At 71.0% G+C, this 12,650-nt stretch carries 10 protein-coding genes; 7 read left to right on the top strand and 3 right to left on the bottom strand.

The features are described 5' to 3' along the window. Positions 1 to 4: 4 nt before the first annotated feature. Both H9658_RS06445 and H9658_RS06440 read right to left on the bottom strand, forming a co-directional pair. Positions 5 to 676, bottom strand: coding sequence for an energy transducer TonB (locus tag H9658_RS06445; RefSeq protein ID WP_191824761.1), 672 nt, complete (start codon positions 674 to 676; stop codon positions 5 to 7). A 238-nt stretch (positions 677 to 914) separates the two neighbouring features. Further along, complete coding sequence (locus tag H9658_RS06440; RefSeq protein WP_179563784.1) at positions 915 to 1,652, bottom strand: SIMPL domain-containing protein; 738 nt, start codon at positions 1,650 to 1,652, stop codon at positions 915 to 917. Positions 1,653 to 1,784: 132 nt separating this feature from the next. Here H9658_RS06440 and H9658_RS06435 point away from each other — a divergent pair, with 132 nt between their 5' ends. From H9658_RS06435 to tldD, 4 genes are all read left to right on the top strand, one after another. Further along, positions 1,785 to 2,351: a Maf family nucleotide pyrophosphatase gene (locus H9658_RS06435; RefSeq protein ID WP_179563785.1), complete on the top strand. Its 567-nt coding sequence runs from the start codon at positions 1,785 to 1,787 to the stop codon at positions 2,349 to 2,351. Beyond that, on the top strand, positions 2,351 to 3,841 hold the full coding sequence (rng, locus tag H9658_RS06430) for a ribonuclease G (RefSeq protein ID WP_179563786.1): 1,491 nt from the start codon (positions 2,351 to 2,353) through the stop codon (positions 3,839 to 3,841). The genes H9658_RS06435 and rng overlap by 1 nt, the downstream gene beginning before the upstream one ends. Before the next feature lie 124 nt (positions 3,842 to 3,965). Continuing rightward, the gene (locus H9658_RS06425; RefSeq protein ID WP_191824760.1) at positions 3,966 to 7,868 is read left to right on the top strand and encodes a YhdP family protein; all 3,903 of its coding nucleotides are present in this window, start codon (positions 3,966 to 3,968) and stop codon (positions 7,866 to 7,868) included. A gap of 64 nt (positions 7,869 to 7,932) precedes the next feature. After that, positions 7,933 to 9,375 (top strand): metalloprotease TldD, encoded by a 1,443-nt coding sequence (gene tldD, locus H9658_RS06420; RefSeq protein ID WP_179563788.1) that lies wholly within the window; start codon positions 7,933 to 7,935, stop codon positions 9,373 to 9,375. Positions 9,376 to 9,522: 147 nt separating this feature from the next. Here tldD and yjgA read toward each other — a convergent pair whose 3' ends face one another. Then, on the bottom strand, positions 9,523 to 10,116 hold the full coding sequence (gene yjgA / locus H9658_RS06415; RefSeq protein WP_179563789.1) for a ribosome biogenesis factor YjgA: 594 nt from the start codon (positions 10,114 to 10,116) through the stop codon (positions 9,523 to 9,525). Positions 10,117 to 10,311: 195 nt separating this feature from the next. On the opposite strand from yjgA, the gene pmbA reads away from it, so the two are divergent. The 3 genes from pmbA (at position 10,312) to H9658_RS06400 (ending at position 12,634) form a co-directional block, all read left to right on the top strand. After that, on the top strand, positions 10,312 to 11,676 hold the full coding sequence (gene pmbA, locus H9658_RS06410; protein WP_191824759.1) for a metalloprotease PmbA: 1,365 nt from the start codon (positions 10,312 to 10,314) through the stop codon (positions 11,674 to 11,676). Between the two features lie 55 nt (positions 11,677 to 11,731). Continuing rightward, entirely contained in the window at positions 11,732 to 12,145 is a 414-nt protein-coding gene (locus H9658_RS06405; RefSeq protein WP_191824758.1) for a DUF4870 domain-containing protein, read from the top strand. Positions 12,146 to 12,256: 111 nt separating this feature from the next. Continuing rightward, on the top strand, positions 12,257 to 12,634 hold the full coding sequence (locus tag H9658_RS06400) for a DUF4870 domain-containing protein (RefSeq protein ID WP_185813339.1): 378 nt from the start codon (positions 12,257 to 12,259) through the stop codon (positions 12,632 to 12,634). Positions 12,635 to 12,650: the final 16 nt, after the last annotated feature.

The following is a 12,650-nucleotide window of genomic DNA, read 5'->3' as shown; positions in this document are numbered from 1 at the left end:
TACCTCAACGGCCCAGGGAAAAATCCACCGGGACCAGTCCATAAGCCTGAACCGGCACTCCTTGCTGCAGTGCGGCATGGAACTTCCAGCGCTTCAGCACCTGCTCGCGCGCGGCCTGGTCCAGGATCCGGTGGCCGCTGCTCTTGGCGATACTGACCTCCAGCGGCTGGCCGTCGACGCCGACCAGCACGCGCAGCAACACGCTGCCCTGCAAGCCGTCGCGCAGCGCATCGCGTGGGTAGGGCGGGGCCGGCGCACGCAGGTACTGCAGCTGCATGCCGGCGACCGGTGCGCTGACCTGATCCGGCGGCACGCTCGGCTCGGCCGCGGTCGGGGCCGGATCGGCGGCCTCGGCCTGCATCGGCATCGGGCTGGTGTCGGCCAGCGGCGCCTGCACCGGGGTCGGGACCGGCACGGCGGTCGGCACCCGCGGCTGGGTCATGGGCCGCTTCTCGGGCTGCACCGTGGCTTGCGGCGGCGTTGGAGTGACCGGAACCACGATCGGTTGCTGCCAGGTGGGTTGCGGCTTGGCCGGCTCCTGCGGCGGTGCCACGTGCGAGAGCGGGATCAGCAACAGCAGCATGGCCAACAGGTGCAGGCCGATCGCGGCGCTGAGCGCCAGGATCCGCGACAGGTCGATACCGAACGAGGGAGCGGGGAGTTGCGTGCGAACCATGATCCACCTCCATGATGAAGTGCGTCTTGTGGACTTGCGGTACGACCAAACGCGCCAGCGCGGCGGACGGGGTCGATGCGGCACCCGCCCGCGCCTCCGACATTGCGCCTGTTGCCGTCGCCATGGCAAGCATCGCCGGCGGACCCGCACGCCAGACCGGCGCCACGGCATCGCATGGGCGCAGAAACGACGACGGCGCCCGCGGGCGCCGTCGTCGGCAAGCTGGTGCGGGCCGGGCTTACTTGCCCAGTTCGAACACCACGTCCAGGTTGACCGACACGCTGCTTTCGCCGGTCGCCACCGGGGTGCTGTCCATCTCCGCCTTCATCGCCATCGTGCGCATCATCGGCATCGGGCGCACGCCGCCGCCGCTGCCTTCGGAGATGCTGACGATGCGGCGCACGCGCAGCCCCAGCGACTTGGCGTAGGTCTGCGCGCGGGACTGCGCCTTCTTCAGCGCATCGACCCGGGCCTGGTCGTACAGCGGTTCCGGATCGTCGATCTCGAAGGTGGGGCCGTTGATCTGGTTGGCGCCCTGCGCGGCCAGCGCGTCCAGCACCTTGCCGAGCTTGGCGATGTCGCGCACTTTCAGGTTGACCGAGTTGCTGGCCTGGTAGCCGAGGATCTGCGGCGCCTGGTTCTCGACGTACTTGTACTGCGGGCTGAGATTGATGCCGCTGGTCTGCACGTCCTTGTCGGCGATGCCGGCGGCGCGCACCGCGGCCAGCACCTTGGTCATCTGCTCGGCGTTCTGGCGCATCGCCGCGGCGCTGTCGCTGGCCTGGGTGACCACACCGGCCGATAGCGTGGCCACGTCCGGGGCGTGCCTGGCCTCGGCCTGTGCGGCGATGTTGAGCAGGGTGCCGTCGGCGGGCACGGCATAGCCCGGTGCGGCGGTTTGGGCATGGGCGGTCATCGTGCCTCCTAGGGCGAGGGTCAGGGCCAGCAGCAGCGGACGGATGGAGGGTGCACGCATTGGAGGTTCTCCTTGAAAGTGAGGCGAGGGTGTTGCCGCGACGATGAACGCGTCGTGATTCGGAGCGGGGTCGAGTGTGCGCCTCCGGAATTAGCGATCGTTCAGTCAGGCCCGCCGGGTTATCCTTCAGCCATGCTGTATCTCGCTTCCCGTTCCCCCCGCAGAAACGAACTGCTGACGCGCCTGGGCGTGCCGTTCCGGATCCTCGATCTGGAGGTGCCGGAGGTGCGCGCGGCCGACGAATCTGCGCAAGCCTATGTGCGCCGCGTGGCCTTGGACAAGGCCCGCGCCGGCATGGCGCAGCTGGCCGGTGCGGCCGATGCGGTGGTGCTCGGCGCCGACACCGAGGTGGTGCTGGACGATCGCGTGTTCGGCAAGCCGGCCGACGCCGCCGACGCGGCGGCGATGCTGGCCGCGTTGTCCGCGCGCACCCACCAGGCGATCACCGCGGTGGCGCTGGTCGCCGCGGCGCGCGAGGACGTGCTGCTGGTGCCGACCCAGGTCAGCTTCGCGGCCTTGTCGGCGCAGGACATCGCCGACTACGTGGCCAGCGGCGAGCCGATGGGGCGCGCCGGCGCCTATGCGATCCAGGGCGGCGCCGAGCGCTTCGTCAGCCGCCTGGACGGCAGTTATTCCGGGGTGATGGGCCTGCCCCTGCACCAAACTTCCCAACTGCTGCGCGCCTTCGGAGTGCTTTGATGTCGCAAGAGATCCTGGTCAACGTCACACCGCGCGAGACCCGGGTGGCCGTCATCGAGAACGGCATGCTGCAGGAACTGCACATCGAGCGCGGCTGGCGCCGCGGGGTGGTGGGCAACATCTACAAGGGCCGGGTACAGCGGGTCATGCCGGGCATGCAGGCGGCGTTCGTCGAGGTCGGGCTGGAGCGCGCGGCGTTCCTGCACGCCAACGACGTGGTGCGGCCGGCGCCGGTGGCCAACGGCGACACCGACGAGGCGCCGCCGCTGCCGGTGGCGGCGGGGGTGCCGATCGTGGAGCTGCTGCGCGACGGCCAGGACATCGTGGTGCAGGTGGTCAAGGACCCGATCGGCAGCAAGGGCGCGCGGCTGACCACGCAGATCAGCATTCCCTCGCGTTACCTGGTGCTGCTGCCGCAGTCGCGGGTGATCGGGGTGTCGGCGCGGATCGAGGACGAGGCCGAGCGGCTGCGCCTGAAGACCCTGGTCGCCGACCTGGCCGCCAGCCACGGCGGCTTCGGCTACATCATCCGCACCAATGCCGAGGGCCAGCCGGCCGAGGCGCTGGCCGAGGACATCGCCTATCTGTCGCGGGTCTGGAACGTGGTCGAGCGGCGTGGCCGCGACGGCGCTCCGGCCAGCATCATCTACGAAGACCTGAGCCTGCCGCTGCGCGCGGTGCGCGACCTGATCCGCAAGGACGTGGAGAAGGTCAAGGTCGATTCGCACGAGACCTTCGAACGGCTGCAGGCGTTCGTCGCCAAGTACATGCCGATCCTGGCCGAGCGCCTGGAGCTGTACACCGGCGACCGCCCGATCTTCGACCTGTACGGCGTGGAGGACGAGATCGCGCGCGCGCTCGACAAGCAGGTGCCGCTGAAGTCCGGCGGTTACCTGGTGATCGACCAGACCGAGGCGATGACCACCATCGACGTCAACACCGGCTCGTTCCTGGGCCAGCGCAACCTCGAGGAAACGGTGTTCCGCACCAACCTGGAGGCGGCGCAGGCGGTGGCGCGGCAGCTGCGGCTGCGCAACCTGGGCGGCATCATCATCATCGACTTCATCGACATGGACGACGCCGAGCACCGCCGCCAGGTGCTGCGCACGCTGGAAAAGGCCTTGTCGCGCGACCACGCCAAGACCACGGTGTACGAATTCTCGCCGCTGGGCCTGGTCGAGATGACCCGCAAGCGCACCGTCGAGAGCCTGGAGCGGCAGCTGTCCGAGCCGTGCCCGGAATGCAGCGGGCGCGGTTCGATCAAGACCGCCGAAACCGTGACCTACGAGATCTTCCGCGAGATCACCCGCGCGGTGCGCCAGTTCGACGCCGCGCGGCTGCTGGTGATCGCCTCGAGCAAGGTGGTGGCGCGGATCACCGACGAGGAATCCTCGGCGGTGGCCGAGCTGGAGGAATTCCTCGGCAAGAGCATCCGTTTCCAGGCCGACGAGCAATACCTGCAGGAGCAGTTCGACGTGGTGTTGTTGTGAAGCCGGGATTCGGGATTGGGGATTGGGGATTGGTTGAGCGGCGTGATCGCACCCGGTTGCTGTCCGCGCGCGTCGCTTTGGCGTTTGCGAATCCCCAATCCCGACTGCCCAATCCCCGCCGTTGATGCCTACCCCCCTGCGCCGCCGCCTGCGCCTGGCCCGCCGTTTCGCGTTCTACGCGGTGGCGATCGGGCTGGTGTGCGTGGCGCTGGTGGTGGGGGCGCTGAGCCAGGCGCTGCCGTTCGTGGAGCGGCATCCGCAGCGGATCCAGGCCTGGCTCAGCGAGCGCGCCGGGCGCCCGATCCAGTTCGACCGGGTCGAGACCGCGTGGACCCGGCGCGGTCCGCTGCTGCGCCTGGATGGCTTGCGCGTGGGCGCCGGCGATGGCGTGCGCGTCGGCCAGGCCGAGGTGCTGGTGTCGATGTACGCCGGCCTGTTGCCGGGCCGCTCGTTCACCGAGCTGCGCCTGCGCGGACTGGCGCTGACCCTGCTGCGTGGCGCCGACGGCACCTGGTCGGTGCAGGGCCTGCCGACCACCGGGCAGGGCGGCGATCCGCTGGACGCGCTGCAGGGCCTGGGCGAGCTGCAGGTCATCGACGGCCGGCTGGCGGTGCATGCGCCGGAACTGGGCGTGGAGGCGACGTTGCCGAAGATCGACCTGCGCCTGCGTGTGGACGGCGACCGCCTGCGCGTCGGTGCGCAGGGCTGGATCGATCCCAGGCAGGCGCCGCTGACCGCGGTGCTGGACATGGACCGCCGGCGCGGCAACGGCCAGGCCTATGTGGCCGCGCGCCCGGCCGAACTGGCCGGTTGGTCGGGGCTGCTGCAGGCCGGCGGCATCCGCGTCGACGGCGGCACCGGCCAGGTGCAGGGCTGGGCGCAGTTGCAGCGGCATCGGATCGTCGGGGTCAGCGTCGAGGCCACGCTGCGCGACCTGCGCCTGAGCCGCGGGGGGGGGGGGGCGGGGGGCGCGGCCCCCCCACGGCTGCAGACTGCGTTCACCACGCTGCGCGCCACCGCGCGCTGGCGGCAGATCGACGGCGGCTGGCGGCTGGATGCGCCGCAGTTGCAGATCGGCCAGGCGGGCCAGCCGATGCAGCGCCTGGACGGGCTGACCGTGGCCGGCGGGCGCCGCTTCGCGCTGCTCGGCGAACACCTGGACCTGGCGCCGCTGCTGGCGGTGGCCGCGCTCAGCGACGGCCTGTCGCCGTCCCTGCGCGCCTGGCTGCACGCGGCGCGGCCGCGGCTGCAGCTGACCCAGGTGGCGCTGACCGGCCGCGCCGGCGGGCCGCTGTACGGCCAGGGCCGGCTGAGCGCGCTGGCGTTCGCGCCGGTCGGGCAATCGCCCGGCGTCAGCGGCCTGCGCGGACGCTTCGAGGGCGACGCGCAGGGCGGCGAGCTGGTGCTGGATGCCGCCAGCCCGGTGCGTTTCGACTGGCCCAGCGGGTTCGGCGTGCCCCACGACGTGCAACTGGCCGGGCGCATCGTGGTATTCCGCGACGGCGAGGACCTGCGCGTGGCGACGCCCGCGCTGCGCGTGCAGGGCACCGACTACGGCGCCGACTTCCGCGGCGGGCTGCGCTTCCAGGCCGACGGCTCGCGGCCGTGGATCGAAGTGGCCGCCGAGCTGCAGGACGCGCCGGTGGTGGCGGCGAAGAAATTCTGGGTGCATTCGAAGATGAGCAAGGCGGCCACCGACTGGCTGGACGCCGCGCTGCAGGGCGGGCGCCTGCGCGGCGGCCGCGCGCTGGTGTCCGGCGACCTGGACCAGTGGCCGTTCGTCGACCACAACGGCCGCTTCGAGGCCAGTGCACGGCTGGACGACGGCAAGGTCCGCTTCCAGCGCGAATGGCCGGCGGTGGAGAAGGTGGACGCCGATGTCGTGTTCATCGGCAATGGCTTCCAGGTCCAGGGCCGTGGCGAGATGGGCGGGGTGCCGGTGGAACGGCTGTCGGCGACCTTGCCGGACTACAAAGAGGGCCAGCTCAGCGTGCTGGCCAGCAGCCGCGCCGAAACCGGGCAGCTGCTGGCGATGCTGCGCCAGAGTCCGCTGCGCAAGCGCTATGGCGACACCCTCGACGCGCTCAGCGCCTCCGGCCCGGCCGACGTCAGTTTCGACCTGCTGCAGCCGTTGCGCCGCGACGTGGGCGTGCATCATCTGCGCGGCAAGGTCGAACTGCTCGGCGCGCACATCGCCGACCGCCGCTGGGATGTGGCCTTCGACGACATGCGCGGCAGTGCCGACTATCGCGATACCGGCTTCGAAGCGCCCAGACTGGCGGTGCAGTACGCGGGCCATGCCGGCGAACTGGCGCTGCGCGCCGGCGATGGCGTGAGCGATCCGCAGCAGGCCTTCGAAGCGGCGCTGAGCGCCTCGGTGGACGCCGACGAACTGCTCGACCGGGCGCCGGAAATGGCTTGGCTCAAGCCGTTCGTGCAGGGCCGCTCGCGCTGGAACATCGGTGTCGGCCTGCCCAAGACCGCCGATGGCGGAGTGCAGCCGCCGAGCCGTCTGCAGCTGCATTCGGATCTGGTCGGCACCCAGCTGTTGCTGCCGGCGCCGATGGACAAGGGCGTGACCGCGCCGCTGGCGACCTCGGTCAACGTGCCGCTGCCGGTCGGCAGCGGGCGCATCGAGGTGGCCTTCGGCAAGCTGATGGCGCTGGTCGCGCGCAGCCAGAACGGCAAGACCGGGGTCAAGGTGGTGATGGGCAGCGACCACGTGGCCGAGGATCCGCCCAGCAGCGGCCTGACCGTGAGCGGCCGCACCGCCTCGTTGAACGCGATCGACTGGATCGGCCTGGTCAGCGGCCCGGATCCGAACAAGTCGGCCACGCCGGGCGCCGAAGACCCGATGCCGCTGCGCCAGATCGACGTGCTGGCCGACCACCTGCTGCTGCTCGGCGGCGTGTTCGACAACACCCGGCTGCGGCTGCAGCCGCAGGCTGACACGGTGGCGGTGCATCTGGACGGACCGGCGTTGGCCGGGGAACTCAGCGTGCCGAGCAAGGAGGGCGGGGTGCTCGGCGGCCGCCTGGCGCGGGTGCACTGGCGCGCCGCGCCGGCGGCGAGCGCGCCTGCGGCCGCGGCCGCGGCGCCGGCCAACGCGGCATCCGATCCCACCCCCGCGGCCGCGGCTGCGGCGGTGCGGCCGCTGACCGAGGCGATCGATCCGGCCTCGATCCCGGCGCTGGCGCTGGACGTGGACGACCTGCGTTTCGGCGCGATGAACCTCGGCGCCGCCTCGCTGCGCACCCGCAAGCTGAGCGACGGCATGCAGGTGGACCAGCTGCACCTGCGCTCGGACAAGCAGAAGATCGACATCAGCGGCGACTGGCGCGGCAAGGGCGCCACCGCGCGCACCCAGCTCAGCGCCAACGTGGACAGCCAGGACCTGGGCGAACTGATGCAGAGCCTGGACTTCGGCGGCCAGGTGCGCGGTGGCGAAGGCACGCTCACCCTGCGCGCCGCCTGGCCCGGCGATCCGGCCGGGTTCCAGCTGGCCACGCTGCAGGGCCAGCTCGACGTGGCCGCGCGCAATGGCCAGCTGCTGGAACTGAACCCCGGTGCCGGGCGCGTGCTCGGCCTGCTCAGCGTGGCGCAGCTGCCGCGCCGGCTGATGTTCGATTTCCGCGATTTCTTCTCCAAGGGCTTCGCCTTCAACCGCATCGACGGCCAGGTCCAGTTCGGCGACGGCGTCGCGCGCAGCGAATCGATGCTGATCGACGGTCCGGCCGCGGAGATCAAGGTGCGCGGGCAGGCCGACCTGCGCGCGCAGCAGTTCGACCAGACCATCGACGTCAATCCCAAATCCGGCAACCTGCTGACCGTGGTCGGCGCGGTCGCCGGCGGCCCGGTCGGCGCGGCGGTCGGCGCCGCCGCCAACGCGGTGCTGGGCAAGCCGCTGGGCGCGATCGGCGCGCGCACCTACCGCGTCACCGGCCCGTGGAAGGATCCCAAGGTGGAGGTGATCGAGCGCGAATCGGCGCGTCCGCCGGCGCCGCCTGCGGCGTCCAGAAGTCCCTGAATCGGCGCCTGCGCCGTACCGCCGGCGCTTGCGCTGAGCATCCCCGTCCCCCATGTTGAGCCCCATGACCGAAAACGCCCTCAGCCTTGCCGAAACCCGCCTGTTGCTTCCCGCCGGCCTCGATGCCACCAGCCTGGAGCGCGCCTTCGGCACGCTGCTCGGCCCCGGCATCGACTTCGGCGACCTGTATTTCCAGCATTCGCGGCGCGAGAGCTGGAGCGTGGAGGACGGCATCGTCAAGGACGGCGCCCATTCCATCGAGCAGGGCGTGGGCGTACGCGCGATTTCCGGCGAAAAGACCGGTTTCGCCTATTCCGACGACATCCACCGCGACGCGCTGCTGGCCGCGGCGCAGTCGGCGCGGGCGATTTCCCGCGACGGCGGCGCGCAGCCGGCGCAATCGCTGCTGCGCGGCAACGGGCGCGCGCTGTATCCGGCGCTGGACCCGGTGGACGGCATGGGCAACGACCTCAAGGTCGAGATGCTGCGGCGCCTGGACCAGTTCCTGCGCGCCGCCGACCCGCGCGTGCAGCAGGTGATGGTCGGCCTGTCCGGCGGCGTGGACACGGTACTGGTGGCGCGCAGCGACGGCGTGCTCGCCGCCGACGTGCGTCCGCTGGTGCGGCTCAACGTGCAGGTGATCGTCGAGCAGGACGGGCGCCGCGAGTCCGGCTATGCCGGCGGCGGCGGCCGCTACGGCTACGAAGTGCTGTTCGCCGACGGCCGCCCCGAAGCCTTCGCCAAGGAAGCGCTGCGCCAGGCGCTGGTCAACCTGGAGGCGGTGCCGGCGCCGGCCGGGGTGATGCCGGTGGTGCTGGGTCCCGGCTGGCCCGGCGTGCTGCTGCACGAAGCGGTCGGCCATGGCCTGGAAGGCGACTTCGCGCGCAAGGGCACCAGTGTCTATGCCGGGCGCATCGGCCAGCGCGTGGCCTCGCCGGGCGTGACCATCGTCGACGACGGCACCCTCGACGGCCGCCGCGGCTCGTTGAACGTGGACGACGAAGGCACGCCGACCAACTGCACCACGCTGATCGAAGACGGCGTGCTGGTGGGCTACATGCAGGATTCGCTGAACGCGCGGCTGATGGGCGTGGCGCCGACCGGCAACGGCCGCCGCGAATCGTTCGCGCACCTGCCGATGCCGCGCATGACCAACACCTACATGCTGGCCGGCCAGCACGATCCGGAAGAAATGATCCGCTCGGTGAAGAAGGGCCTGTACGCGGTCAATTTCGGCGGCGGCCAGGTCGACATCACCAGCGGCAAGTACGTGTTCTCGGCGACCGAGGCCTACCTGATCGAGGACGGCAAGGTCACCGCGCCGGTGAAGGGCGCCACCCTGATCGGCAACGGCCCGGAGACGATGCAGAAGGTGCGCATGATCGGCCACGACCTGGCGCTGGACGAAGGCGTGGGCGTGTGCGGCAAGGACGGGCAGAGCGTGCCGGTCGGCGTCGGCCAGCCGTCGCTGCTGATCGACGGGCTGACCGTGGGCGGGACGGCGTAGGAGCCGGGAGTGGGGATTCGGGATTCGGGATTCGGTAAAGCCGCGCGCGGTGGCTGTGGCGATGCCGATGCGTTTGGTCGGCGTCGCCGCCCCGCGTGCCGAAGCGGTCGCGGGTGCGCAACCGTGCGGGGCCGGCGCCGCCGCGGCTCAGTCGCGCGCGTCGTCCTCGAACGCGTCGTCGTCTACTTCCTCGAGTCCCGAGTCCCCGGTCCCGAGTCCCGCACCCTCCAATACCAACTCGCGCAACTCCCGGAACAACTCCCGGTAGGCGTGCGGCGGCTTGTTCTTCAGTCGCTCTTCCTTGGCGTTGCGGATCAGCTGGCGCAGGCGCTGGCGGTCGGCCTCGGGGTAGTCGCCCAGCAGTTCGGACAGCGCGCTGTCGCCGTCGGCGAGCAGGCGCGCGCGCCAGTCCTCGACGCGGTGGATCGCCGCCACTTCGCGGCGCGCGCCGTCGCTGTTGGCGTCCATCGCCTCGCGGATCGCGTCCAGGGTGGCGTCGTCCTCGCGGCGCATCTGCTTGGCCAGGAACGCCAGCTGCCGCTTGTGCGCGATGTGCGAGGTGATGCGCTTGCTTTCCTCGATATGCGGGATCAGCGACTCGGGCACCGGCAGCTTGGCCAGCTGCGCCGGGGTCAGCGCCACCAGCTTCTCGCCCAGGGTCAGCACTTCCAGCGCCGCGCGGCGCTGCTGGCTGCGGCTGTCGCCGCGGAATTCACCGGTGTCTTCGTCGCGTCCGCGCATCGTCGTACTACTCGATCAGTCTGAAACATCAAATTAGAAAGTCCGGCCATGGATGGCCGGGCTCTTGCGAAGGAATCGCAAAATTCCAAGTCCGGCCATGGATGGCCGGGCTGTTGCGAAGGAATCGCACAATTCCAAGTCTGGCCATGGATGGCCGGGCTCTTGCGAAGGGACTCGCACAACAAGGATAAAGCATTGAACGCGATCACTTCCGAACTGCGCCGCGACGACAGCCTGGAACGCCTGGAGCGCCTGTCCGGCATCGCCGAGCGGCTGCTGGCGCGGGCGCGCGAGCTGGGCGCCAGCCAGGCCGAGGTCAGCTGCAGCGAAGACCGCGGGTTGGACGTCAACGTGCGCCTGGGCGCGGTGGAAACGGTCGAGGCCACCCGCGACCGCGGCATCGGCGTCACCGTCTACTTCGGCCAGCGCAAGGGCAGCGCCAGCACCGCCGACCTGCACGAGTCCAGCCTCGAGGCGACCGTCGCCCAGGCCTGCGCGATCGCCCGCTATACCGAGGACGACGTCGCCTCCGGGCTGGCCGACGCGGCGCTGATGGCGCGCGACATGCCCGAGCTGGACCGCTGGCATCCGTGGGCGCTGGAGGCCGAGGAGGCGATCGAGCTGGCGCTGGCCTGCGAGGCCGCCGGGCGCGAGGCCGACCCGCGGGTGGCCAATTCCGACGGCGCCTCGGCCGGCAGCAGCGAGAGCCTGTCGGTGTACGCCAACTCGCACGGCTTCGTCGGCCGCGAGCGCAGCACCCACCATTCGATCGGTTGCGCGCTGATCGCCGGCCACGGCGACGGCATGCAGCGCGACCATTGGTACAGCAGCGCGTTGGCGCGCGAGGATCTCGAACAGCCGGCGGCGATCGGCCGCCGCGCCGCCGAGCGCACCGTGGCCCGGCTGCAGCCGCGCTCGCTGCCGACCGGCGAGCTGCCGGTGCTGTTCGCGCCGGAGATGGCGCGCTCGCTGGTCGGGCATCTGCTCGGCGCGGTGTCCGGCGGCGCGCTTTACCGCCGCGCCAGCTTCCTGCTCGACAGCGTCGGCAGCCGCCTGTTCCCGGAGTGGTTCGCGATCGACGAACTGCCGCACCTGCGCCGCGGCCTGCGCTCGGCGACCTTCGACGGCGAGGGCGTGGCCACCCGTGCCGCGCCGCTGGTTGCCGGCGGGGTGCTGCAGCGCTACGTGCTGGGCAGCTATTCGGCGCGCAAGCTCGGCCTGCAGACCACCGCCAACGCCGGCGGCGTGCACAACCTGCAGGTGGCGGCGAACGCGGACGATCTGGCCACGATCGCCGCCGGTATCCCGCGCGGCCTGCTGGTCACCGAGCTGATGGGCAACGGCGTCAACCCGGTCACCGGCGACTATTCGCGCGGTGCCGGCGGCTTCTGGATCGAGAACGGCGCCATCGCCTACCCGGTGGACGAGGTGACCATCGCCGGCAACCTGCGCGAGATGTTCCAGCGCATCGAAGCGGTCGGCCGCGACATCGACGTGCGTTCGCACGTGCACATCGGCGCGGTGCTGGTCGGCAAGATGACGGTGGCCGGCAACGACTGAGGCCGTCGCTCCCCGGTCCGGACCGAAACTGGGCGAACGCGACCACCGCACAGGCATGCGCGCCGGGGCGCCGGATCCGACCGCATCGGCGCCGCAGCGCGCAGTGGCGGTGGCCGCGCATCTGTCGATGTGGCTGGGCGCGTTCGCCGCGGCGAACGTGCATCTGGTCTACATGCTGTACGCGCTGCTGTGCCTGTGGGTGCCGCCTGGCTGCCTGTGGCTGGCGACCAGGCGCCGCCGGCCCTTCGCCGCTGCGCATTGCGCGCAGGCGCTGGCCCTCGGCGCCAGCCTGTCGCTCCTGTGCGCGCTGCTGGCGCCGGCGTTGCCGGTCGTCGTTGCGGGGCTGCTTGCGCTGCCGCTGCTGATGCTGGTTATGTTGGCCAGCATGGGGTCTGACCTGGCCGCCACCGTTGCGGCCGTGTGCGGCCGCCGCTACCGCCATCCCTTGCTGCCCTGGGGTGGCGACTGAGCAGGCGCCACCCCGGCGTGGGGGCCGGATCACTTGACAGGTTCGCGCGGGCCACCGAGAGTGGCGCGCGAAGCGCCTTGCCCACTCACCACCATAAGGAAAGGAATACCGATGAGCGAATTCGACAACGTGACCGCACCGCCGCCGCCGCCGGCTGCTGCCGGTCCGCAGGAAGACCGCACGGTCGCCTTGATCACCCATCTGTCGGGCATCATCGCCGGCTTCATCGTGCCGCTGATCATCTGGCTGATCAACAAGGACAACCCGGCCAAGTCGTTCCTCAACGATCAGGCCAAGGAAGCGCTGAACTTCCAGATCACCGTCGCCATCGCCTACGTGATCTGCGTGGTGCTCAGCGTCATCGTGATCGGCGGGCTGCTGATGCCGGTGGTGTGGGTGGTGAACCTGGTGTTCTGCATCCTGGCCGGGATCAAGGCCAACGAAGGCGTGGCCTACCGCTACCCGTTCGCGCTGCGCCTGATCAAGTAAGCGCGCGGTCCGGTTC

Origin of the sequence: Xanthomonas bonasiae (assembly GCF_014836395.1) — a bacterium.
GTDB lineage: Bacteria > Pseudomonadota > Gammaproteobacteria > Xanthomonadales > Xanthomonadaceae > Xanthomonas_A > Xanthomonas_A bonasiae.
Note: the sequence above shows the minus strand (reverse complement) of the source record. Positions and strands in the feature narration are given on the sequence as shown.

Bases quoted from the DNA above. Each gene is read 5' to 3' on its own strand.
- H9658_RS06445 (WP_191824761.1), bottom strand. From the start codon at position 676: ATGGTTCGCACGCAACTCCCCGCTCCCTCGTTCGGTATCGACCTGTCG.
- H9658_RS06440 (WP_179563784.1), bottom strand. From the start codon at position 1,652: ATGCGTGCACCCTCCATCCGTCCGCTGCTGCTGGCCCTGACCCTCGCC.
- H9658_RS06435 (WP_179563785.1), top strand. From the start codon at position 1,785: ATGCTGTATCTCGCTTCCCGTTCCCCCCGCAGAAACGAACTGCTGACG.
- rng (WP_179563786.1), top strand. From the start codon at position 2,351: ATGTCGCAAGAGATCCTGGTCAACGTCACACCGCGCGAGACCCGGGTG.
- H9658_RS06425 (WP_191824760.1), top strand. From the start codon at position 3,966: ATGCCTACCCCCCTGCGCCGCCGCCTGCGCCTGGCCCGCCGTTTCGCG.
- tldD (WP_179563788.1), top strand. From the start codon at position 7,933: ATGACCGAAAACGCCCTCAGCCTTGCCGAAACCCGCCTGTTGCTTCCC.
- yjgA (WP_179563789.1), bottom strand. From the start codon at position 10,116: ATGCGCGGACGCGACGAAGACACCGGTGAATTCCGCGGCGACAGCCGC.
- H9658_RS06405 (WP_191824758.1), top strand. From the start codon at position 11,732: ATGCGCGCCGGGGCGCCGGATCCGACCGCATCGGCGCCGCAGCGCGCA.
- H9658_RS06400 (WP_185813339.1), top strand. From the start codon at position 12,257: ATGAGCGAATTCGACAACGTGACCGCACCGCCGCCGCCGCCGGCTGCT.